Origin of the sequence: Sphingomonas guangdongensis, assembly GCF_900199185.1 — a bacterium.
Lineage (GTDB): Bacteria > Pseudomonadota > Alphaproteobacteria > Sphingomonadales > Sphingomonadaceae > Sphingomonas > Sphingomonas guangdongensis.
Map to the genome: position 1 here is coordinate 686,501 of NZ_OBMI01000001.1, position 20,797 is coordinate 707,297.

The window sequence follows — 20,797 nt, forward strand, 5'->3', positions numbered from 1 at the left end:
ATGCTGAAGCAGGAGGCCGAGGACGGTCAGGCGAGTCTGGCCGACCCGCAGTTCCGCAGCGACGTGCTGACCGGGCTCGCCCTGCCGCAGCGCGCGATCCCGGCGCGCTGGTTCTATGACCGGCGGGGATCCGAGCTGTTCGAAGGAATCACAGCGCTGCCGGAGTATTATCCAACCCGCACGGAGATCGCGATCCTGCGGGATGTCTGCTCCGCCCTCGCGGCCCGCGTGCCCGCGGGTGCGGCGGTGGTGGAGTTCGGCTCCGGCTCTTCGACCAAGACGCCGCTGCTGCTCGGCTGCCTCGCACCCGCGGCGTACCTGCCGGTCGACATTTCCGGTGACTTCCTGCGCGAGAGTGCGGGCCGGATCGCCGCGGACTTCCCGGGCGTGCAGGTGACCCCGATCGAGGCGGACTTCACCCGCCCGCTGAAGCTGCCCCCCGCCGTCGCCGACCTGCCGAAGCTTGGCTTTTTTCCCGGCTCCACCATCGGCAACATGCTGGCGGTCGGCGCGGTCGACCTGCTCCGCTCGATGCGGGCGTCGCTCGGCGACGCCGCACTGCTGCTGATCGGGATTGATCGGATCAAGCCGGTCGAGGTGCTGATCCCGGCCTACGACGACGCGCAGGGCGTGACCGCCGCCTTCAACCTCAACCTGCTGCACCGGATCAACCGCGAGCTCGGCGGCACGATTCCGGTCGACGCCTTTCGCCACCGCGCGCTCTGGAACGACGACCGCGCGCGGATCGAGATGCATCTGGAGGCGAGCCGCGATGTCGCCTTCGAGGTCGACGGCCGACCTTTCTCGATCGGGGCGGGCGAGACGATCCATACGGAGAACAGTCACAAGTACGGCCCGCGCGACGCCCGCCTGCTGCTGCGCGGGGGCGGCTGGACGCCCGTCGCCGAATGGACGGACGCGGAGGACAAGTTCGCGCTGATCCTGGCCGAAGCGCAGCCGGAGCGAAGCGCGCCGTAGCAATTCGTCACCCCAGCGAAGGCTGGGGTCCATGTCTGACAGTGCAAGGTGTTATCGTCCGGCCCAGGACGAAACAGACATGGATGCCAGCCTTCGCTGGCATGACGGGGTGCTCTAAGCCACTCCCGCCACCAGGCTTGCCCGCAGGCCGACGCCTGGCGACGCATAAGTAACGCTCGATTGCAGGCTCTGCGCCATCGCTCGGACCAGCTTGGTGCCAAGCCCCGTGCCCTTCGCCGCGGCGCCGGGGATGAGGCCGACGCCATCGTCCTCGACCGCAAGTTCGAACCGGTCCTCGCCCTGGCGGCGCAGCGCGACGCGGATCTCGCCACCGGTGCCCTCGCCATAGGCGTATTTGCACGCGTTGCTGACCAGCTCGTTGACGATCACGCCGACCGAAACCGCGCGGTCGGTCGGGAGCCGCAGCGGCTCGCTCGTCACCAGGATGCGGTGGTCGCGCGACGTCGCCCAGGTCTGCGCGAGCTCGTCGACCAGCGCCGCCAGATACTCGGCCATCTCCACCCCCTCGACGTCATTGGACGTGTAGAGCCGGCGGTGGACCTGCCCGATCGCGTCGATGCGCAGCTGGGTGTCCTTGAGCGCCGCCTTAGCCGCGCCTTCGGGAAGAGCATTCGACTGGAGCGACACGAACGCCGACACGAGCTGGAGCGAGTTGGCGACGCGGTGATTGACCTCGCGCAGCAGCGCCTCCAGCCGGGCGTTGGATGCGCGCAGCTCCTCCTCCGCCCGGTCCTTGGCGCGGGCGAGCTGCACCTTTTCCAGCGTATTGGTGATCGCCGCGGCGAACAGGTCGAAGAAGTCGTCGCCGACCGTCTTCACGACATAGTCCGCAGCGCCCGCCTTCATCGCGGCGATCGCGATGCGGCCTTCCTCCGAGCCGGTGACGTAAATGACGGGCGGTGCATCCGGCAGCGCGCGGAGCCGCTCCAGCGTCTGCAACCCGTCCATGCCGGGCATGTAATGGTCCACCGCCACCAGATCGAACCGTTCGGCCATCGCCATGGCGAGCCCCTCCGCGCCACCATCGGCGAGGCTGACCGCAAAGCCGCGCCGCGTCAGTCCGCGCTCTGCCAGGCGGCGCAGCGCGGCGTCGTCGTCGATGTAGAGGACGCGCGGGGCGCCGGCGGTCATCAGTCCTCCTGATCCGGAACCTGGATCACCGACAGGAAGAGGCCGAGCTGGCGGATCGCCTGGGCGAAGTTCTCGTAGTTGACCGGCTTGGTGATGTAGACGTTGCAGCCGAGGTCGTAGCAGCGCTGGATCTCCACCTTGTCGTCGGTGGTGGTCAGCACCACGACCGGCGTGCGGCGCACGGCCGAACCCTCCGCCTTGACCCTGGCCAGGATGTCGGTCCCGCTCATGTCGGGCAGGTTGAGATCGAGCAGGATCAGCGCCGGGCCGTTCAGCGCCGGCCCGGTCGCATCGTTGAACATGTAATCGAGCGCGGTGGTGCCGTCGGTGAAGTGACGGATCTCGTTGGAGATGCCGGCGCGGCGGATGTTCTTCTCGATCAGCCGGGCGTGACCCTCGTCATCCTCGATCATCACGATGGTGACGGACTGGTGCGCGTTCATGTCGTTAATCCTGAGGTGTCCGAAAAGCGGAGCGGCAGGTTGATGCGGAACGTCGCTCCCTGCCCGAGCACCGACTCGACGTCGATGGTCCCGCCGAGGCGATAGGTCAAGGCGCGGACATGGGCCAGGCCGATGCCCTCGCCCGGCTGGTCCTGCGTGCCCGATCGCCGGAACAGGTCGAACACGCGGGCGTGATCGCGCGGGTCGATGCCGCGGCCATTGTCCTCGATCTCGAAGATCGCGCGACCGCCGGCCTCGCGCCCGCGCACCTGGATGCGGCCGGCGCGCGCGGGATCGAGGTACTTGACCGCATTCTCGATGACGTTGCCGAAGACCTGCTCGATCGCCAGCCGGTCGCTGGTCAGCCGCGGCAGGTCCGGCGCGATCGTGATCGTCGCCCCGCGCTCGTCCAGGCGGTGCTGGAGCGTCGCGACGATGCTGGCGAGCAGAGCCGCCATGTCGAGCGGCTCGGGGGTGATCGTCCGGCGCCCCTCGCGCGACAGCTTCAGGATCGCGTTGATCAGCCGGTCCATCTTCGCGGTCGAGGTGCGGATGAACCCGATTGCCTCCGGCAGGTCTTCGCGCGCGGCGAAGCGGGCCTCGTCGGTCACGATCTCGGGTGCGGTCGCCTCCGCGCGGTCAACCAGCTCGGCCATCGCCCTGGTGCCCGTCTCCAGCTCGGCGGTGAAGCCCATGACGTTGACGAGCGGCGAGCGCAGGTCGTGGCTGACGATGTACGCGAAGCGCTGGATCTCATCGTTGGCGCGGGTCAGGTCGGTGGTCCGCTCCGCGACCTGGTCCTCCAGCGTGTCGTTCAGCTCCTGCAACCGCGCGCGCGATTGTCCGAGATCGCGCGTGTAGCGCAGCACGGTGAGGAAGGAGACGGCGGCGATCCCGACCACCAGCACGCCCGCGAGCGCCAGCAACGCCAGGAACGCGGTGGCGCTGACCGCCTGATCGTTGGTGCGGATGGTGAGCAGGCGCTCCTCCTCGGCCCGCATCGCCCGCAGACGCATGCGGATCGCCCGCATGCTGAGGACCGTTTGGCCACGGCTGAAGCCGACGATCGCCTCCGCCAACTGGCCGCTCTGGACCAGAACGATCGAGCGGTCGCGGTCGGCGGTCACGCGGTCGAGCAGCCGTCGTACCCGCGCCGCCGCACGCTGCTGGCGCGGGTTGTCGGCGGCCAGCGCCTCGATGCGGATGAGCTGCGGGTAGAGGGCGGCTGCGTTCTCGCGATAGGTCTGGAGGAACAGCGGTGCCGGATCGAGAATGAAACCTCGCCGCGCCGTCTCCGACTGCTCTAGCAAGATCTGGAAGGCCGCGATCGATTCGCGCACTTGATAGGTATGGTCGACGAGCGCGTTGTAGCGGGCGGACCGTTCCGTGCTTTTCCAGGTCGCGACCCCCGCCGCGATCAGCGCTACGAAGCCGAGCGCCAGCGCCGCCAGCAGCAGCCGGCGGAACGATCGCGCATCGTCGCGAACATGGACAAGGGCCCTGAGTGGCACGCCGCGTGCCATAGGCGAACCATGCGAGAGCGCAACGATTACCGCTCGTGGGCTACAGCAACAGCTCCTGCGCGCTCGCCCGCCCGATCTCCCCGCCGCCGCGCCGACGTGCCAGCTCGGTTTCGGCCGTGAATCGCACGTCGGGGTCGCGGTCGGTGAGGAATCCGGCGAGGCTCTCGTTGGTGATCTCGCGCCAATCCTTGCCGCGCTCCGCCCCGAAACGAACCCGCGGCAGCAGGCCCGGCGCATCCGACCACTCGATCAGCTGGGCGACACTCGCTTCGTTCAGCTGGTCGCGCAGGTGATGCGCGGTGACATAGGCGTCGGGGAAGGCGCGGTGCGCGGGTAGCCCACGCTCATGAACCAGCCCGGCGGGCTTGCGCCAGTACCTGAGCATCTGGTTGGAAAAGCCGGGCGAGTCGGGCCACAGGCGCAGCGCGCACTTCCAGGTGCAGATCCACTTGGCGCCGCGGGTCAGCGCCGCCGTGCAGAACTGCTCCTCGAACGCGGCGCGGTGGGCGGCCAGCGCAACCCGGCGCGGGTAGGGGTCCAGGATCGGACGCGCGACGTCGTGCCACTGGCGCGCGTCCGCCACGTCCTCGTCGCGGATGTGGTGGACGGCCATGGTGAGCGGCGGGATCGCGCGGTTCGGGTTGACCAGGACGTGCCCACCCTCGCCCTCCAGCTCCCAGCGACCGTCGGGCTGCAGCGCGACGTCCTGCCAGCCGATCTCCACCACCTGATGCGCTGGCGGCGCACTTCCGGTGGTCTCCAGGTCGATGACACGGACGATGCTGGGCGTGGGTCGCATCCCGCCTATGTGGGGCTTCAGACGCGAAGAAGGAAGTAAGTGGTTCAGAGAAGGCGCTAAGGCGCGAAGCAGGTGGGCGGCGGATAGCCGCCCGCTCGCGCCGTCAGGCGCCTTCAGGATTGATCGCGCAGAGACGCAGAGACGCAGCGAAGTTCCGATCAGCGACGATGAGAGCTGCCGCGTACCTGCTAACAGGCTATCTCTGCGTCTCCGCGTCTCTGCGCGAATCATCTTCGCGCCTTCGCGCCTTCGCGTGAACCAACCTTCCTCCGTCAGGTCGCAGTGGCGTATCAGTGCGCCGCCTGCGGCCCGCGCTCCAGCCCGCTCGCCGCCAGCTGCGCGTCGATCTGGGCCATCAGTCGGTCGAGACCGGCCTGATCCTTCGCCTCGGCGCGGGCGACCAGCACGTCCTGGGTGTTGGAGGCGCGCAGCAGCCACCAGCCGTCGGCGGTGTTGACGCGCGCGCCGTCGGTGCGGTTCACGTCGGCGCCTTCCTGCTCCAGCCGGTCGAGCACTTCCTCGACCACCGCGAACTTGCGGCTCTCGTCGACCTGGAAGCGCATCTCGGGCGTGTTGACCATCGCCGGCATCGCATCCTTCAGCTCGGTCATCGACTTGCCGGTGACATGGACGGCATTGATCAGCTGGACGGCGGCGTACTGCGCGTCGTCGAAGCCGTAGTAATCCTGCGCGAAGAAGATGTGCCCGGACATCTCGCCCGCGAGCGGCGCGCCGGTTTCCTTCATCTTGGTCTTGATCAGGCTGTGGCCGGTCTTCCACATGAGCGGCTCGCCGCCCAGTTCCGCGATCCGGTCGTACAGCATCTGCGACGCCTTCACGTCGGCGATGATGGTCGCGCCCGGCTGCTTCTTGAGCACCGGCACCGCCAGGATGGAGAGCAGCTGATCGCCCCAGACCACGCGGCCCTGCCCGTCGATCGCGCCGACGCGGTCGCCGTCGCCGTCGAACGCCAGCCCGAAATCGAGGCCCTTGTCGGCGACCAGCTGCTTCAGGTCCGCGAGGTTCTTCTCCTCGGTCGGGTCCGGGTGGTGGTTCGGGAAAGTGCCGTCAATGTCGGTGAAGAGCGTGTGGTGCTCCCCGGGCAGCAGCTTGACGAGCTTCTCGATGACCGTTCCCGCCGCGCCGTTGCCGGCGTCCCAGCCGATCTTGTAGGTGCCGCCCGCGTAGCCCGCGAACAGCCGGCCGACGTAATCGTCCTCGATGTCGGCGTCGGTGACGGTGCCCTCACCCTCGTCCCAGTCGCCCTCGGCGGCCATCTTGCCCAGCTGCTGGATCTGCTCGCCGAAGAACGGCTTGTGCTGGAGCACCATCTTGAAGCCGTTGTAGTCGGCCGGATTGTGGCTGCCGGTGATCTGGATACCGCCGTCGACCTCCAGCGTCGCTTCCGCATAGTAGAGCATCGGCGTCGGGCCGAGCCCGGTGCGCACCACATCGACGCCGCTCGTCGTCAGCCCCTCGACCAGCGCCGCCTCCAGCGTCTCCGACGAGACGCGGCCGTCGCGGCCAACCGCCACCCTGGTGCCGCCAGCGCGACGGACGATGGTCGCGAAGCCGCGGCCGATCGCGCGCGCATCGTCCGGCCCGAGCGTCTTTCCGACGATGCCGCGGATGTCGTACTCGCGCAGCGACGTGGGGTCGAACTGGTGCGTCAAATTGGCCTCCGTGGAAATGCTCGCCACACAAAGCCTGTGGCCGCGGTTGGTTGCACGTACGTTACGAGGACGCCCGCTTGAGCAGCTGGTCGCGCGCGGCGTTCAGCTGTCGGGTAAGCTCGGCCGATCCGCCGCGGTCGGGATGGGTGGCGGTCACGAGCCGGCGATGCGCGGCGCGAATCTCCTCCGCACTCGCGCCCGCCCCGATCCCGAGCACCTCCCGCGCCCGCGCATCGTCGGGCGCAGCCACCGTGCGCTGCTGGTGCGGCGCGGGCTTGCGAATGCCGTGCCACAATCGCCACACGCCGTACGCGACCAGCGCGGCGATCAGCAGCTTGAAGATCATGCGGCAAACATCGGCAGCGCAGGCTCGGGCAGCGCCAGGCCTGACAGCATCTCGCGCAATTCCTGCCGTGCGGCGACGTGACCCAGGCCCATGCCGCCGAACTCCTTCGAATCGAGCATGGTGAGTCCCTGCGGGAAAAGCTCGCGGTAGATCACGCGTTCACTGAGGCCCGGAATGACGCGGAAGCCGACGCGCTTGGACAGTTGCTCGATCGCCTCGGACACGCGGCGCATGTTCTTGGCCTCGACGTACTGGAGGCGGTTGCGCAGCACGACCCAGTCGATCGTCGCGCCGTCGGCCCGCGCGCGGGTCTTGCGCGCGTCCCAGATCAGCTCGGAGTAGAAGGACGGGCGCGTCACCTTGAACGTGTCCGGATCGACCTGGCCGATCAGGTCGAAGTCGACAAAGCTGTCGTTCATCGGCGTAACCAGCGTGTCGGCGTTGGTGGCCGCGAGGCGCGCGAACTTGTCGTCGCGGCCCGGCGTGTCGATCACCAGATAGTCGGCGCCCGCGCTCAGCCGGTCGAGCGTCTCGGCGAAGTAGTCGTCACTCTCGCCGTCGTGCGTCGCGTGCACAGGCGTGACCAGCGGCCGTCCCGTGCGCTTCACCGTCGCCGCGCGATTGTCCAGGTAGCGGCCCATCGTGCGTTGGCGATGGTCGAGGTCGAACGCGGCCACCCGCGCGCCGCGCGTGGCGAGCGCGATGGCGACGTGAACGGCCGTCGTGGACTTGCCCGTTCCGCCCTTCTCATTGGCGAAAACAATGACGTGGAGGTTGTTCGATAGCTCGGCCACCGTGGCGACCCATCCCCTTGTTGATCGATCGTGGCCCGGCCCGTAAAGGCCGCGCTCCCGCTTCTACCCAAGGCTCCGCAGCCGTGCAAACCATCCGTCACCTGCCCGATCTGCGCGCCGCGACTGCCGCGTTCCGGGCAGCGGGAGAGACCCTCGCGCTGGTGCCGACGATGGGGGCGCTCCACGCCGGGCACCTGGCGCTGGTGGCGGAGGCGCGCCGCGCGGCGAAGCGCGTCGCCGTGTCGATCTTCGTCAATCCGCGGCAGTTCGGGGCGAACGAGGACCTTGGCCGCTATCCCCGAAGAGAGGCCGCCGACGCGCGACTGCTGACGGAGGCAGGTGCGGACCTGCTGTGGCTGCCGGGACCGGAGGAGATGTACCCGGCGGGGTACGCCACCAACATCTCGGTCGGCGGAGTCAGCGAAGGCCTCGACGGCGCTGCCCGCCCCGGCCACTTCGACGGAGTCGCGACCGTCGTCACGAAGCTGTTCAACCAGGTCCAGCCGAACGTGGCGCTGTTCGGCGAGAAGGACTTCCAGCAGCTCGCGGTGATCCGCCGCATGGTGATCGACCTGAACTTGGCCGTCGAGATCGTCGGGGTGCCGACTCAGCGCGAGGACGACGGCCTCGCGCTCTCCTCACGCAACGTCTACCTCTCGCCGGAGGAACGCGTGAAGGCGGTGGCGCTGCCCCGCGCGCTCGGGAATGCGGCGGAGGCGATCGCCAAGGGGCAGGCGGTGGAGGAGACGCTGGCGGCCGCGCGCGAGGCTCTCGCAGCGGCCGGATTCAGCGTCGACTATGTCGAGCTGGTCGACTCGGCAACGCTCGGCACGCCTGTGCCGAGACACCCCCGTCGCCTGCTCGCCGCCGTGCGGCTCGGCAGCACCCGGCTCATCGATAATATCGCGGTAAACGCATTAGCTTAAGGGCGTTAACCATTCTCCAACACTTCGCCGTCATTCGTGCACCTACCCGAACAGAGGTGGGTCATGGGCAGCAGTCTGAAGAGTGCGACGTTTCTGATGGAAAGCCGGCTGCGCGATGCGGCGCGGGGCAATCCGTCAGCCTATTATGATCTCGGCATGGTCTACTCGTCGGGCGCCGAAGGCGTCGACGTCGACCTGATCGAGGCGCACAAATGGTTCAACCTGGCGGCGATCGCCGGCAACGAGCGCGCGCAGGAATGCCGCGCCGAGATCGCCGACGAGATGAGCGCCCGCGAGATCATCCAAGCGCAGAAGGCGGCACGCGCCTGGCTCCAGATTACGACGCGGGCAGCTGCGTAAGCCACCCCGTCATGCCAGCGAACGCTGGCATCTCAAGCCACGCACCCCGTCCTCGCGGCCAGCGACCCCCGCGTCCGCCGGGGTGACGATCAGGCCTTTGCCGCCGTCTTCGGCGCGGCCTTCTTGGCCGGCGCCTTCTTCGGCGCTGCCTTCTTCGCGGCCGGCTTCTTCGTCGCCGCCTTCTTCCCCTTCTTGACCGGCGCAGCGGCCGCCCGCGCGTCTATCAGCTGGGCCGCCTCCTCCAGCGTCAGCGCCTCGGGCGTGATCGACTTGGGCAGGGTCGCGTTGGTCTCGCCGTCGGTGACATAGGGCCCGTAGCGCCCCTCCATCAGCTTGATCTCGGCGCCGGTGCGCGGGTGTGGCCCGAACTCCTTGAGCGGTGCGCGCGCCGCTCCGCGCTGCGGCCGTCCGCCACCAGCCGCAGCCTCCGCCAGCTTGACTACCGCCGCGTTCATGCCCGTTTCGAACACCTCCGCCGTCGAGGTCAGCCGCGCGTACTTGCCCGCGTGCGCCAGATACGGACCGTAGCGACCGATCGAGGCGGTGATCGGCTCACCCGATTCGGGATGCGTGCCGACCGTTCGCGGCAGGCTCAAGAGCTTAAGCGCCCAATCGAGATCGAGCTCGCCGATGTCCTTGGGGATGGAAGCGCGCTTCGCCTCCTTGCCCTCGCCCAGCTGGATGTACGGTCCGAACCGTCCGGACTTGCGCTCGACAGGCAGACCCGTGTCCGGATCGTTGCCAAGCGTCTCGTTTTCCGACTGAGCCTCACCGTCACCCCCACCCTGGCCGAAGCGGCGGGTGTACTTGCACTCAGGGTAATTGGAGCAGGCGACGAATGCCCCGAAGCGTCCGCCCCTGAGCGCCAGGCGACCGTCGCCGCAGGCCGGGCAGGCCCGCGGGTCGCTGCCGTCCTCCTTGGGCGGGAACAGATACGGCTCCAGAAACTGGTCGAGCGCGGCGGTCACCTCGCTCGGCTGGCGCTCCTTCACCTCCTCCGTCCGCGGCTTGAAGTCGCGCCAGAAGGCCTCGAGCACCGTCTGCCACTCGGCGCGGCCGCCCGACACGTCGTCCAGCTCCTCCTCCAGCTCGGCGGTGAAGTCGAACGAGACGTATTTCTCGAAGAACCGCTCCAGGAACGCGGTCAGCAGCCGCCCGCTCTCCTCCGCGAAGAATCGGTTCTTCTCGACGCGGACGTAGCTGCGGTCCTTCAGCACCTGGATGATTGAGGCGTAGGTCGACGGGCGCCCAATGCCCAGCTCCTCCAGCCGCTTGACCAGCGATGCCTCGGAGAAGCGCGGCGGCGGCTGGGTGAAGTGCTGCTCCGACGCGACGCCCTTCTTGGCGGGCGCATCGCCCGCTCGGAGCTGCGGCAGGCGGCGGCCGTCCTCACCCTCGGCGTCGTCCGCTCCTTCCTCGTAGAGCGCGAGATAGCCTGGGAAGAGCACCACCTGTCCAGTCGCGCGCAGCCCGGTGCGGCCGGTGCCGTCCTCCAGCTCCACCGCGGTGCGCTCCATCCGCGCCGCCGCCATCTGGCTGGCGAGCGCGCGCTTCCAGATCAGCTCATAGAGCCGCGCGTGATCGCCCGCGCCGACCCGGTCCTTGCCGAAGTCGGTCGGGCGGATCGCCTCGTGCGCTTCCTGCGCGTTCTTGGCCTTGGTCTGATACTGGCGCGCCTTCTCGGGCACGTACGCGCCCGAGTAGCGGTCGACGACTGCCTTGCGTGCGGCGTCGATGGCGCTGCCGTCCATCTGGACGCCGTCGGTCCGCATGTAGGTGATCGCGCCGTCCTCGTAGAGGCCTTGCGCCACCCGCATCGTGTGGCTCGCCGAGAAGCCGAGCTTGCGCGCGGCCTCCTGCTGCAACGTGGAGGTGGTGAAAGGCGGTGGCGGGTTGCGCGTCGCGGGCTTGGTCTCGACGCTCGCGACCGAGAAGCGGCCGGCCTCCACATCCGCCTTGGCGCGTGCGGCCGTTCCCTCGTCGCCGATCGACAACCGGTCGAGCTTCTTGCCCTCCCACGTCGTCAGCCGCGCCTGGAAAGGTGTGCCGTCATGCTCGAACTCGGCGGTGACCGACCAGTATTCCTGCGCGCGGAATGCCTCGATCTCGCGCTCGCGATCGACGATCAGGCGTAGCGCGACCGACTGGACACGGCCGGCCGACTTGGCGCCCGGCAGCTTGCGCCACAGCACCGGCGACAGGGTGAAGCCGACGAGATAGTCGAGCGCGCGGCGCGCCCGGTACGCGTCGATCAGGTCGGTATCGAGCTCGCGCGGCTCGCCCATCGCCTTCAGGATGGCGGGCTTGGTGATCGCGTTGAAGGTGACACGCTCGACCTCCTTCGGCAGCGCCTTCTTGAGCCGCAGCACCTCCTGCACGTGCCAGCTGATCGCCTCCCCCTCGCGGTCGGGGTCGGTCGCCAGGATCAGCCGGTCGGCCTTCTTCGCCTCGTCGGCGATGGCCTTCAGCTGCTTGGACTTGTCGGCGTACGGCTCCCACTCCATCGCAAAGCCCTGGTCGGGATCGACGGAGCCGTCCTTCGCCGGCAGATCGCGGACATGGCCGTAGGAGGCGAGGACGCGGTAGTCCTTGCCCAGGTACTTCTCGATGGTTTTCGCCTTGGCGGGCGATTCGACGATGACGAGCTGCATGGGGGCCTTAGCTAGGGAGCCTTACGTGTACGCGCGAGGGTGGCGGGCTCTTTACCGTAGCGTCAAGCCGCCAGCTGCGCCTTCAGTCCGTCGATCACGAATTGCGCGGCGAGCGCGGCCAGTAGCACACCGAGCAGGCGTGTGATCACCGCCTCGATCTTGGCGCCCAGCACCCGCATGATCGGACCGGCGGCAAGCAGCGCAACAAGCGTCAGCGCAAGGATCGTCGCCATTGCAGCGAGCACGATCAGCGACGAGGCGAGCCCCTGCGTCCTGGACATCAGCAGCATGACGCTGGCGATCGATCCCGGCCCCGCGATCATCGGCATCGCCATCGGGAAGATGCTGACGTCCTCCACCTCCGGCGTGTCGATGATCTTCTGCGCGCGGTCCTCGCGCCGCTGGGTCCGGCGTTCGAACACCATGTCGAGCGCGATCAGGAACAGCATGATCCCGCCGGCGATGCGGAACGCATCGAGCCCGATGCCGAGCGCGTGGAGCAGCGATTCGCCGAACAGGGCAAAGACGAGCAGGATCAGCGAGGCGACCACCACCGCGCGCACAGCCATCGCGCGGACGTGCGCGGCCGAGGCGCCCGCGGTCAGCCCGGCGTAGATCGGCGCGCAGCCGGGCGGATCGATGACGACGAAGAAGGTGATCAGCGAGGAGACGAAAAGCTCGAGCACCTGCGTCAGATCGCCCGCTCGTCCAGCGGCACGCCGGCGGCGCGGTGCGCGGCGACCAGCGTGTTGCGCAGCAGGCAGGCGATCGTCATCGGTCCGACGCCGCCCGGCACGGGTGTGATCGCACCGGCGACGCTTGCCGCGCCGGCGAAGTCGACATCGCCGACCAGCCCTGCGTCCGTTCGGTTGATACCGACGTCGATCACCGTCGCGCCGGGCTTGATCCACTCACCCTTGACGAACTGCGGTATCCCGACCGCAGCGACCACGATGTCCGCGCGGGCGACGTGCGCGGCCAGGTCCTGCGTTCGCGAGTGCGCGATCGTCACCGTTGCGCTCGCCCGCGTCAGCAGCGCCGCCATCGGCTTGCCGACGATGTTGGAGCGGCCGATCACCACCGCGTCCTTGCCCGCGACCGAACCCAGCCGCTCCTCCATCAGCAGCAGGCAGCCGAGCGGGGTGCACGGCACGAACCCCGGCAGCCCGGTCGCGAGCCGCCCGGCGTTGACCGGGTGAAAGCCGTCGACGTCCTTGTCCGGGCTGATCCGGAGCAGCACCGCGCTCTCGTCGATGTGCCTGGGCAGCGGCAGCTGGACCAGGATACCGTCGACCGCCGCATCGGCGTTGAGCGCGTCGACCAGCGTCAGCAGCTCGGCTTGCGGCGTGTCGGCGGGCAGGCGATGCTCGAAACTCGCCATACCGGCGGCGAGTGTCGCCTTTCCCTTGGAGCGGACATAGACCGCCGACGCCGGATCCTCGCCGACCAGCACCACCGCTAGGCCGGCCTTGCGGCCGGCGGCCTGCTCGAATGCGGCCGCATGCAGCGCCACGCGCTCCCGCAGCCGCTGCGCGGCCGCCTTTCCGTCGATGATCTCTGCTGTCATGCGGCATCGCTTACCGACGCCGCCGCGGTTACGCCAGCGTCAGACCGGGTAGACCGGCTGGTACAGCGACGGGATCACGATGTTCATGAGAATGTAGAGGATCAGCAGCACGACGAGCGGCGACAGGTCGAGCGCGCCGAAATCGGGCAGGATGCGGCGGATCGGGCGGTACATCGGCTCCGTCATGGTGCCGAGCGCATTCCAGATGTTGCGCACCAGATCGTTGTGGGTGTTCACCACGTTGAAGGCGATCAGCCAGGACAGGATCGCCTGCACAACGATGATCCACCAGACCACCGTCAGCAGCAGTTGGACGATTTGAAGAAGCGCGTTCAAGTCCGGACCCTCAAGTGTGTTAGGCCTATATAGCGCGTCGTCAGCGCCGCACCAAGGTGCCGACGCCGCGCTCCGTGAAGATCTCGAGCAGCATGCCGTGCGGGATGCGCCCGTCGAGGATCACGGCGGCGTCCACGCCGCGCTGCACCGCCTGGACGCAGGTCTCGACCTTCGGGATCATGCCGCCGGTGATCGTGCCGTCGAGCTTCAGCGCGTCGATGTCGACGGGCCGAAGGTCGCTCAGCAGTTCCTTGTCCTTGCTCAGTACGCCCGGCACATCGGTCAGCAGGAAGAAGCGCGACGCGCCGGTCGCCGCGGCGATCGCGCCTGCCATGGTGTCGGCGTTGACGTTGTAGGTATGTCCGTCGCCGCCGAGCGCGATTGGCGCGACGACCGGGATGAACCCCTCGCGCGACAGCGTGTCGAGGATCGTCGGGCGTACCGCCGCGGGCTCGCCGACGAAGCCCAGATCGACGTGCCGCTCGATGCCCTGGAGCTTGTCCGCTTCCGTCCGCGTCACCTTCTCGGCCCGGACAAGCCCGGCGTCCTTGCCGGAGATACCGACCGCCTTGCCCCCGGCCGCGGCGATCCAGGCCACGATCTCCTTGTTGATCGATCCGGCGAGGACCATCTCGGCGATCTGCGCAGTCTCGGCGTCGGTGATCCGCAGGCCGTCGTGGAAGCGCGATTCGACACCCAGCCGCTTCAGCATCGCGCCGATCTGGGGGCCGCCGCCGTGGACCACCACGACGTTGATCCCCACCATCTTCAACAGCACGACATCCTCGGCGAAATCGCGCGCGAGCTCGGGATCGCCCATCGCGTGGCCGCCGTACTTCACGACAAAGGTCTTGCCGGCGTAGCGCTGCAGATACGGCAGCGCCTCCGTCAGCGTCTCCGCCTTGGCGAGCATCGCGGGATCGGGGGCGTGGTCGGTCATGGGCGCGCCTTAAACACAACCGTTCGTGCTGAGTAGGGGCTGAGCTTGTCGAAGACCCGTATCGAAGCACATCCTTCGATACCCCATTTCGACGTCACTCAACGGCTACTCAGAACGAATGGGGCTTGGTCGATCCAGCCGCCGCCCGAGCGCCACCATGGCGTAGATCAGCGGCGGGACCAGCACGGCCGAGAGCACCACCTTCGCCAGCAGCTGCCCGGCGAGCAGGCTGCCGATCGGAAACTCGCCGTAGAAGGCGATGGCGATGAAGACGAGCGTGTCGACGACCTGGCTGAGCACGCCTGCCACCGCCGAGCGGAGCCACAGGAGCGCGTTGCCCTCGCGCCCCTTCAGCGCGGAAAAGATGGTGACGTTCAGCGTCTGCGAAATGCCATAGGCGACGATGCCGCCGATCCAGATCCGCCAGGTGGAGAACAGCAGCCCCTGCACCGCGGCCAGCGCCTCCGGCCGATCGGCTTGCATCTCCGCGGAGGCGGGCAGCGCCCAGACGATCAGCGAGAGCAGCAGCGAGGTGATGAGCGGCACGAAGCCGAGGCGGACCAGCCCGTTCGCCCGGTCGCGACCGTAGAGCTCCGCCACCGCACTCGACGTGACGACCAGCAGCAGAAAGGCGAAGATCCCCGCCTCCACCGCCAATGGCCCCAGCGCCACCTGCTTGTTGCCGAGCACGCCCGCGATGCAGACCATGCCGCCGTAGAAGATCGAGAAGGCGAATAGCGCGCGGGGAACCGCGTGGTTGGGGTGTTCCATCAGGGGCGACGCTAGCGGAAAACCACGCGGGGGACAGCCCCGCCGTGCGTCACACCTAGCGGCGGGTCGACGCGTGTGTATGGTCGCGCGCTCAGAAAGCGGCCGCCGGGTGCGCGCGTGGGGGTGGTTGAATGCGGTACCTGATCGGCGTTGTGGGCATCATCGTGATCCTGGGCATCGCCTTTGCGCTGTCGAGCAACCGTCGCGCGATCCGCCTCCGCGTCGTCGCCGCTGCCTTTGCGCTCCAGGCCGGGTTCGCGGTGCTGGTGCTGGCGACGCCGTGGGGCCGCGGGATCATCGGCGCGATGTCGCGCGGCGTGTCCAACCTGCTCGGCTATGCAAAGGCCGGCACCGACTTCATCTTCGGGCCCCTCGCCGGGCCCGCGATGGGGGCGAACAGCTTTGCGATCGCGGCGCTGCCGGTCATCATCTTCTTCGCCTCGCTGATCTCCATCCTCTATTATCTCGGAGTTATGCAGCTGATCATCCGCTGGGTCGGCGGCGCGATCCAGCTGGTCACGGGCATCACCAAGGTAGAATCGCTGGGCGCGGCGGCCAACATCTTCGTCGGCCAGTCGGAGAGCCCGCTGGTGATCCGCCCCTATCTCGCGAGCCTCACGCCGGCGCAGCTGTTCACGGTGATGACGGTCGGCATGGCAGGAGTCGCGGGCACGATCCTGGGCGCCTATGCCAGCATGATCGGGGAACAGCTGCTCCCGTACCTGCTCGCCGCCAGCTTCATGTCGGCGCCGGGCGGCATTCTGATGGCCAAGATCATGATGCCCGACGATCCCCTGCTCGCCGATGTCGAGCCGGTGCCGATCGCGGAGGCGAGCCACGACGAGGAGCGGCCCGCCAACATCATCATGGCCGCCGCACAGGGCGCGCAGACCGGCGTCAAGCTCGCGGTCGCGGTCGGCGCGATGGTGCTCGCGTTCGTCGCGCTGGTCGCGCTCGCCAACGGCCTGCTGGCCGGGATCGGCAGCTGGTTCGGACGCGGCGATCTCTCGTTCCAGCTGCTGCTCGGCTACCTGTTCCGGCCGGTCATGTTCGTGCTGGGCGTGCCGTGGAACGAAGCGGGCGTGGCCGGCGGGCTGTTCGGGACGAAGATCGTGCTCAACGAGTTCGTGTCGTTCATCGAGCTGTCGAAGATTCAGGCGACGCTGTCGCCGGTGACGGTCGCCGTTGCGACCTTCTCGCTGTGCGGCTTCGCCAACTTCTCCTCCATCGCGATCCAGATGGCGGTGACCGGCAACCTCGCCCCCAACCAGCGCCCGGTGATCGCGCGGCTCGGCATCAAGGCGCTGGTCGCGGGCTCGCTCAGCAACCTCCTGTCGGCGGCCCTCGCCGGGTTGCTGGTCAGCTAGGCCGGCACCGCCGTGCCGACCGGGCGCATGGCGACGAGCGAGTAGCCGTAGGCGGCAACCACGACCGCGCAGATCCCGCTTGCCGTATAGGGCGCCGGCACCAGCGCATAGGCCGCATAGGCGCCGAGCGCGCGGCCGACCGCGTGGCGCAGGCCCGCGGGATCGTCCGCCGCCCAGCCATAGGGTATCCAGATCACACCCGCGAGGATGGCCATGGTGAGCACCATCAGCACGCCGCTGCCGGTCGCCTGCGCCGCGATGACGCCGATCGGCACCATCAGCGCTATACCGGTGACCGAGGTCAGGAACAGCACCGTCAGCGGGTTGTCCGCGCCTCCGGCGAACAGGTTGCGGCCCTGCACCCGGTCCAGCAGGATTGCGAGCGGCATGATCGCCGCCATAATGTAGAGCGCGAGCGTGCCGACGGTGCCGTCGTCGAGCACCAGCGCCGCCGCCCCGAGCGCCGCCCACACGATCGCACCCGCGATCGGCATCGACGCCGTGCTGCCTGCGCGAAACTCGGTCTGCAAAGTCGCCAGCGGCTGATCCTTCATCGCGTCCCCTCCCTTGTTGGCACCTGCTCCGCGGTCAGCCCGTTGCCTCCAGTTCGCGCAGGCTGCGCCCGCGGGTCTCGCGGCCCGCAACCCCGACCAGCGCCGCCGACGCCGCCATCGGCAGCACCAGCGCGAGCGCCGCGCCGCCGAGCGTCGGGATGAGGCCGAGAAGCGCGAGGCCCTGCACCGCAACCCCGCCGAACTTGCTGCTGGCCGCGATCAGCCCGGTTGCGCGACCCCTGACCGCGAGCGGATAGTTCTCGGCCGCATAGGGCAGCAGCACCGCGATCATTCCGTTGCTCCCGACCACCAGCAGCGCGATCACCGCGATCAGCAGCGGCGGCGCGGCGAGCGTCGGGGCGGGCAGCAGAGCGCCGGCGAGGCCGGCGAGCGTCAGCACGATCGTGCCGACCAGCGTCCACTTGCTGCTCCAACGACTGTAGCACCAGGCCGCGAGCATGATCGTCGGCAGCGCGATCAGCGCCGAACTCGCGATGATGCCGCTCGCCAGCCCGGCGCTGTAGCCGCGCGCCTGAAGGTCGGAGGGAAGCCACAGCAGCAGCCCGAAGGTGACGAAGCTCCAGGCGAGCGCGGTAAGCACCAGCGCGGCGGTCAGCCGGCGATGATCGCCGCCGATCCCGGCTGCGCCGTCCGTCCGTGCGGGCGCCGAACGCCGGACGATCCCGAATCGCGCCGACATCGCCTGAAGCTCGGCATCGCGGCCCTGCGCGAGCAGGAAGCGCGGCGTTTCCGGGATCCAGCGGGCGAGCGCCAGCAGCAGCAGCCCGGTCGGGAAGCCCTGCAGCCACAGCGCGCGCCAGCCATAGGCGGGCTCGAACAGGTGGGCGGCACCGCTCGCCGCCAGGTACCCGCCGACGAGGCCGGTGCCGCCGACCAGCACCAGCACCCAGCTACGGTGCCGCGGCGGCATGATCTCCGCCAGCAGCGTGTAGACCACCGGCAGCATGCCGCCGGCCGAGCAGCCCATCAGGAAACACATGACCAGATTCCACTCGAACGACGGCATCGCGCCGCAGATGGAGGTGGAGACGAACAGGATCGTGGAGAGCAGGATGGAAACGCGGCGGCCGTAGATGTCGGCGAGCCAGCCCCAAAGGAACGAGCCGACGGTGGTGCCGGTCAGCGCGACGAACGGCAGCAGCGCGGCGGTCGCGGGGACGATGCCATATTAGCTGCGCATGCCCGGCAGCACGAAACCGAGCGTCGCCGGCTTCATCGTGTCGATGACCAGGCCGAGCGTCAGCACCAGCAGCACGCCGGCGTGGGCGGCGCCGAACGGCGTGTCGTCCGGCGCCTCGAACACGGTGTTGTCACCAGCCAGGTCGCGCGCGCGGTGCCGCGGAAGCGCGCCGATGATGGCAGCTGGAACCCCCAGCAGGATGAGCGCCATGCCCGCGTACATCCAGCCGTCCATCGGCATGCCGGCCAGGTGGTTGCCCATCTGGTGCGCCATCGCGAGCATCGGCAGGTGGAGCGCGACGCCGGCCGCGATCGCCGCGCAACCGCCCCAGAACAACGGCCAGCGCGCCCCCACGATCGACTGGCGCTCGACGATTTCAGTCACGGCATACCCCCCCGGGACCAATCTCTAGCGCCGGAGCCCGTAGGCGACAAACCGCCTGCGCCGTGCTTCCGCGCAGGCGGGAGCCCAGGGTTGGAAAGCGGCGATCCATGGCTCTAGGCTCCCGCCTCCGCGGGAGCACTGGCTCATGCCGCGGTGATCGGCTGGCCTGCCTTGAGCGTCTCGCCGTTGGAGACGATCACGGTGTCGCCGAGCTGCACGACGGCGAACAGCTTCTTCGCAAACGCGATCGGCACGCCGACGCAGCCGTGGGTGGCGGCATCCGGGCGCATGCTCTCACTGCCATGAATCGACACGCCGTCGTTGGTCAGGCGCAGCGTGTAGGGCATCGGCGCATCGTAGATGCTGGACACGTGGCGGGCCTTCCGAAAGCTGACGTTGAACACGCCCAGCGGCGTCGGCTTCGCATCGGCACCGTAGATCATCACCGCGGTCCCGATCTCATGCCCATCGCGGAAGACGGACAGGACCTGCGCCTTGAGGTCGACGGTGACAACGATCTTGCCCGTGCTCGGCGCCGCGCTCTCGTCCCAGTACCAGTCGCCGTGGACGAAGGGCGACTTGACCGGCAGGATCGACTTGACCGTGTAGGCCGCCGGCAAGGGCGCGACCGGCTTCGGCGCAGGAGCCACGGGGGCCGCGGTGGCGAGCGCGGCGGTCAGCGCCTGCCGCGGGAGCTCGGGCGGCAGCGGCCGCTCGGTCACCGGCGCGGCGGCCGGCACCGCCGGGCGGTCAGCGCGCTCGGCGAGGTGCGCCGCGCCGAGGAAGGCCGCGAGACACCCTGCCCCAAGGGCGACTCGCTTCGCCAACGCTGTTCGATCCCTTGCCATGACTGCCAGGATCGCCCGTCGCAGCGTGGCTGAAAAGGGCCGATTTCGGCACGTCCCGGCGCGGGACGACCGCCCGCTGCGTTTACTCGTCGGTGCGGATCTTGACCTTGTTGGGCAGGTCCTTGCCCTTGGTCCGGCGCGAGGGAACCTGCACCGGGTTCTTCTTCTTCCACTCGCCATAGGTCATCGGACCGTCCGGCGTCTGTACGATCGTGTCGTCCAGGCTCATGCGCTCCTCCTTACCGCGTCGGCACCGGCTCAGGCCCGCCATAGTCGTAGAAGCCCCGCCCGGTCTTGCGGCCGTACCAGCCCGCTTCGACGTACTTCACCAGCAGCGGCGCGGGGCGGAACTTCGGGTCGCCCGTGCCCTCGAACAGCACCCGCGTGATCTCTAGGCAGGTGTCGAGCCCGATGAAGTCGGCCAGCGTGAACGGCCCCATCGGGTGGTTGAGCCCGAGCTGGATCGCGGCGTCGATGTCCGGGATGGTCGCAACCCCCTCCCCCAGCGCGAAGCACGCCTCGTTGAGGAACGGCATCAGGACGCGATTGACGATGAACCCCGGTGCGTCGTTCGCGTGAACGATCCGCTTACCGAGGGTCTGGCCGAACTGCTCGACCGCCTGCACCGTCACGTCGCTGGTGGCGAGGCCGCGGATCAGCTCGATCAGTCCCATGACCGGCACCGGATTGAAGAAGTGCACGCCCATGAACCGCGCCGGATCAGGCGACGCCTGGGCGAGCCGCGTGATCGGAATGGACGAGGTGTTGCTCGCGAGGATCGCGGTGTCGCTCAGCACGGCGCCGACGGTCTCGAAGATGCGGCGCTTGATCTCCTCGCGCTCGGTCGCGGCCTCAATCACCAGCTCGCACTCGGCCATGTCGCGCACGTCGCCGATGGACGCGATGTTGCCGAGCGTCGTGTCGCGCACGTCGCCCGTGATCTTCTCCTTGGCGACCAGCCGGTCGAGTGCCTTGCCGATCCCGGCCTTGCCCGCCTCGGCCCGTTCCTGGTCGACGTCCGACAGCAGCACGCGGTAGCCCGCCTGCGCGGCGACCTGCGCGATGCCCGCGCCCATCTGCCCCGCCCCGATCACGCCCACCGTCTTCATGCGCCCGCTCTCCATTGTCATCCGGCCTGCATTAGCCGCTTCCGCGACGCGCGCCACCGTGGCTACACTGCCGCC

General features: G+C 68.8%; 23 protein-coding genes. 4 read left to right on the forward strand and 19 right to left on the reverse strand.

Translation table 11 applies throughout. The annotated features are described in order from the left end of the window. Window positions 1-978, forward strand: coding sequence for an L-histidine N(alpha)-methyltransferase (egtD, locus tag CRO12_RS03185; protein WP_097062533.1), 978 nt, complete (start codon window positions 1-3; stop codon window positions 976-978). Between the two features lie 114 nt (window positions 979-1,092). On the opposite strand, the gene CRO12_RS03190 is transcribed toward egtD, so the two are convergent. The 7 genes from CRO12_RS03190 to CRO12_RS03220 all read right to left on the reverse strand — a co-directional run bounded on the left by CRO12_RS03190 (window position 1,093) and on the right by CRO12_RS03220 (window position 7,708). Then, the gene (locus CRO12_RS03190) at window positions 1,093-2,130 is read right to left on the reverse strand and encodes a sensor histidine kinase (RefSeq protein ID WP_097062534.1); all 1,038 of its coding nucleotides are present in this window, start codon (window positions 2,128-2,130) and stop codon (window positions 1,093-1,095) included. After that, window positions 2,130-2,573, reverse strand: coding sequence for a response regulator (locus CRO12_RS03195; protein ID WP_097062535.1), 444 nt, complete (start codon window positions 2,571-2,573; stop codon window positions 2,130-2,132). Before CRO12_RS03195 ends, CRO12_RS03190 begins: the two co-directional genes overlap by 1 nt. Continuing rightward, entirely contained in the window at window positions 2,570-4,084 is a 1,515-nt protein-coding gene (locus CRO12_RS03200) for a sensor histidine kinase (protein ID WP_245858163.1), read from the reverse strand. Before CRO12_RS03200 ends, CRO12_RS03195 begins: the two co-directional genes overlap by 4 nt. Window positions 4,085-4,136: 52 nt before the next feature. Then, window positions 4,137-4,895 carry a 3'-5' exonuclease gene (locus tag CRO12_RS03205; RefSeq protein WP_097062537.1) on the reverse strand — a complete coding sequence of 253 codons (759 nt, stop codon included), beginning with the start codon at window positions 4,893-4,895 and terminating at the stop codon, window positions 4,137-4,139. Window positions 4,896-5,185: 290 nt separating this feature from the next. Further along, window positions 5,186-6,568 carry a phosphoglucomutase/phosphomannomutase PgmG gene (pgmG, locus tag CRO12_RS03210; protein ID WP_097062538.1) on the reverse strand — a complete coding sequence of 461 codons (1,383 nt, stop codon included), beginning with the start codon at window positions 6,566-6,568 and terminating at the stop codon, window positions 5,186-5,188. A 61-nt stretch (window positions 6,569-6,629) separates the two neighbouring features. Continuing rightward, entirely contained in the window at window positions 6,630-6,914 is a 285-nt protein-coding gene (locus CRO12_RS03215) for a J domain-containing protein (protein ID WP_179640858.1), read from the reverse strand. Continuing rightward, window positions 6,911-7,708, reverse strand: coding sequence for a division plane positioning ATPase MipZ (locus CRO12_RS03220; RefSeq protein WP_097062539.1), 798 nt, complete (start codon window positions 7,706-7,708; stop codon window positions 6,911-6,913). Before CRO12_RS03220 ends, CRO12_RS03215 begins: the two co-directional genes overlap by 4 nt. 83 nt (window positions 7,709-7,791) lie before the next feature. On the opposite strand from CRO12_RS03220, the gene panC reads away from it, so the two are divergent. Beyond that, window positions 7,792-8,634: a pantoate--beta-alanine ligase gene (gene panC / locus CRO12_RS03225; RefSeq protein ID WP_097062540.1), complete on the forward strand. Its 843-nt coding sequence runs from the start codon at window positions 7,792-7,794 to the stop codon at window positions 8,632-8,634. A gap of 63 nt (window positions 8,635-8,697) precedes the next feature. Continuing rightward, window positions 8,698-8,994, forward strand: a complete 297-nt coding sequence (locus CRO12_RS03230; protein WP_097062541.1) for an SEL1-like repeat protein — start codon at window positions 8,698-8,700, stop codon at window positions 8,992-8,994. A gap of 89 nt (window positions 8,995-9,083) precedes the next feature. Here the strand turns inward: CRO12_RS03230 and topA are convergent, their stop codons facing one another. The 6 genes from topA to CRO12_RS03260 form a co-directional block, all read right to left on the reverse strand. Beyond that, on the reverse strand, window positions 9,084-11,645 hold the full coding sequence (topA, locus tag CRO12_RS03235) for a type I DNA topoisomerase (RefSeq protein WP_097062542.1): 2,562 nt from the start codon (window positions 11,643-11,645) through the stop codon (window positions 9,084-9,086). A 62-nt stretch (window positions 11,646-11,707) separates the two neighbouring features. After that, window positions 11,708-12,331 (reverse strand): MarC family protein, encoded by a 624-nt coding sequence (locus CRO12_RS03240; protein WP_097062543.1) that lies wholly within the window; start codon window positions 12,329-12,331, stop codon window positions 11,708-11,710. Between the two features lie 5 nt (window positions 12,332-12,336). Then, the gene (gene folD / locus CRO12_RS03245) at window positions 12,337-13,212 is read right to left on the reverse strand and encodes a bifunctional methylenetetrahydrofolate dehydrogenase/methenyltetrahydrofolate cyclohydrolase FolD (RefSeq protein ID WP_097062544.1); all 876 of its coding nucleotides are present in this window, start codon (window positions 13,210-13,212) and stop codon (window positions 12,337-12,339) included. A gap of 39 nt (window positions 13,213-13,251) precedes the next feature. After that, a complete protein-coding gene (locus CRO12_RS03250; protein WP_097062545.1) occupies window positions 13,252-13,548 on the reverse strand; it encodes a YggT family protein in 297 nt (98 codons plus the stop codon). 40 nt (window positions 13,549-13,588) lie between these two features. Further along, the gene (gene argB, locus CRO12_RS03255; RefSeq protein WP_097062546.1) at window positions 13,589-14,488 is read right to left on the reverse strand and encodes an acetylglutamate kinase; all 900 of its coding nucleotides are present in this window, start codon (window positions 14,486-14,488) and stop codon (window positions 13,589-13,591) included. A 105-nt stretch (window positions 14,489-14,593) separates the two neighbouring features. Then, a complete protein-coding gene (locus tag CRO12_RS03260) occupies window positions 14,594-15,259 on the reverse strand; it encodes a queuosine precursor transporter (protein ID WP_097062547.1) in 666 nt (221 codons plus the stop codon). A 131-nt stretch (window positions 15,260-15,390) separates the two neighbouring features. On the opposite strand from CRO12_RS03260, the gene CRO12_RS03265 reads away from it, so the two are divergent. Further along, the gene (locus CRO12_RS03265; protein ID WP_097062548.1) at window positions 15,391-16,626 is read left to right on the forward strand and encodes a NupC/NupG family nucleoside CNT transporter; all 1,236 of its coding nucleotides are present in this window, start codon (window positions 15,391-15,393) and stop codon (window positions 16,624-16,626) included. Here the strand turns inward: CRO12_RS03265 and CRO12_RS03270 are convergent. The 6 genes from CRO12_RS03270 to CRO12_RS03285 all read right to left on the reverse strand — a co-directional run bounded on the left by CRO12_RS03270 (window position 16,623) and on the right by CRO12_RS03285 (window position 20,722). After that, window positions 16,623-17,180 carry a DUF7010 family protein gene (locus tag CRO12_RS03270; RefSeq protein ID WP_097062549.1) on the reverse strand — a complete coding sequence of 186 codons (558 nt, stop codon included), beginning with the start codon at window positions 17,178-17,180 and terminating at the stop codon, window positions 16,623-16,625. The genes CRO12_RS03265 and CRO12_RS03270 overlap by 4 nt on opposite strands. Before the next feature lie 34 nt (window positions 17,181-17,214). Next, the gene (locus tag CRO12_RS03275) at window positions 17,215-18,363 is read right to left on the reverse strand and encodes an MFS transporter (protein WP_342747207.1); all 1,149 of its coding nucleotides are present in this window, start codon (window positions 18,361-18,363) and stop codon (window positions 17,215-17,217) included. 6 nt (window positions 18,364-18,369) lie between these two features. Further along, window positions 18,370-18,765 (reverse strand): hypothetical protein, encoded by a 396-nt coding sequence (locus tag CRO12_RS18265; RefSeq protein ID WP_245858165.1) that lies wholly within the window; start codon window positions 18,763-18,765, stop codon window positions 18,370-18,372. A 143-nt stretch (window positions 18,766-18,908) separates the two neighbouring features. Then, window positions 18,909-19,592 carry a L,D-transpeptidase family protein gene (locus tag CRO12_RS03280; RefSeq protein WP_245858167.1) on the reverse strand — a complete coding sequence of 228 codons (684 nt, stop codon included), beginning with the start codon at window positions 19,590-19,592 and terminating at the stop codon, window positions 18,909-18,911. Between the two features lie 103 nt (window positions 19,593-19,695). Continuing rightward, entirely contained in the window at window positions 19,696-19,842 is a 147-nt protein-coding gene (locus tag CRO12_RS17910) for a hypothetical protein (RefSeq protein WP_179640859.1), read from the reverse strand. 10 nt (window positions 19,843-19,852) lie between these two features. Further along, the gene (locus CRO12_RS03285; protein ID WP_097063321.1) at window positions 19,853-20,722 is read right to left on the reverse strand and encodes a 3-hydroxybutyryl-CoA dehydrogenase; all 870 of its coding nucleotides are present in this window, start codon (window positions 20,720-20,722) and stop codon (window positions 19,853-19,855) included. Window positions 20,723-20,797: the final 75 nt, after the last annotated feature.

Bases quoted from the DNA above. Each gene is read 5' to 3' on its own strand.
- folD (WP_097062544.1), bottom strand. From the start codon at position 13,212: ATGACAGCAGAGATCATCGACGGAAAGGCGGCCGCGCAGCGGCTGCGG.
- CRO12_RS03265 (WP_097062548.1), top strand. From the start codon at position 15,391: ATGCGGTACCTGATCGGCGTTGTGGGCATCATCGTGATCCTGGGCATC.
- CRO12_RS03195 (WP_097062535.1), bottom strand. From the start codon at position 2,573: ATGAACGCGCACCAGTCCGTCACCATCGTGATGATCGAGGATGACGAG.
- CRO12_RS17910 (WP_179640859.1), bottom strand. From the start codon at position 19,842: ATGAGCCTGGACGACACGATCGTACAGACGCCGGACGGTCCGATGACC.
- topA (WP_097062542.1), bottom strand. From the start codon at position 11,645: ATGCAGCTCGTCATCGTCGAATCGCCCGCCAAGGCGAAAACCATCGAG.
- CRO12_RS03230 (WP_097062541.1), top strand. From the start codon at position 8,698: ATGGGCAGCAGTCTGAAGAGTGCGACGTTTCTGATGGAAAGCCGGCTG.
- egtD (WP_097062533.1), top strand. From the start codon at position 1: ATGCTGAAGCAGGAGGCCGAGGACGGTCAGGCGAGTCTGGCCGACCCG.
- CRO12_RS03285 (WP_097063321.1), bottom strand. From the start codon at position 20,722: ATGAAGACGGTGGGCGTGATCGGGGCGGGGCAGATGGGCGCGGGCATC.
- argB (WP_097062546.1), bottom strand. From the start codon at position 14,488: ATGACCGACCACGCCCCCGATCCCGCGATGCTCGCCAAGGCGGAGACG.
- CRO12_RS03270 (WP_097062549.1), bottom strand. From the start codon at position 17,180: ATGAAGGATCAGCCGCTGGCGACTTTGCAGACCGAGTTTCGCGCAGGC.
- CRO12_RS03205 (WP_097062537.1), bottom strand. From the start codon at position 4,895: ATGCGACCCACGCCCAGCATCGTCCGTGTCATCGACCTGGAGACCACC.
- CRO12_RS03215 (WP_179640858.1), bottom strand. From the start codon at position 6,914: ATGATCTTCAAGCTGCTGATCGCCGCGCTGGTCGCGTACGGCGTGTGG.
- CRO12_RS03260 (WP_097062547.1), bottom strand. From the start codon at position 15,259: ATGGAACACCCCAACCACGCGGTTCCCCGCGCGCTATTCGCCTTCTCG.
- CRO12_RS03190 (WP_097062534.1), bottom strand. From the start codon at position 2,130: ATGACCGCCGGCGCCCCGCGCGTCCTCTACATCGACGACGACGCCGCG.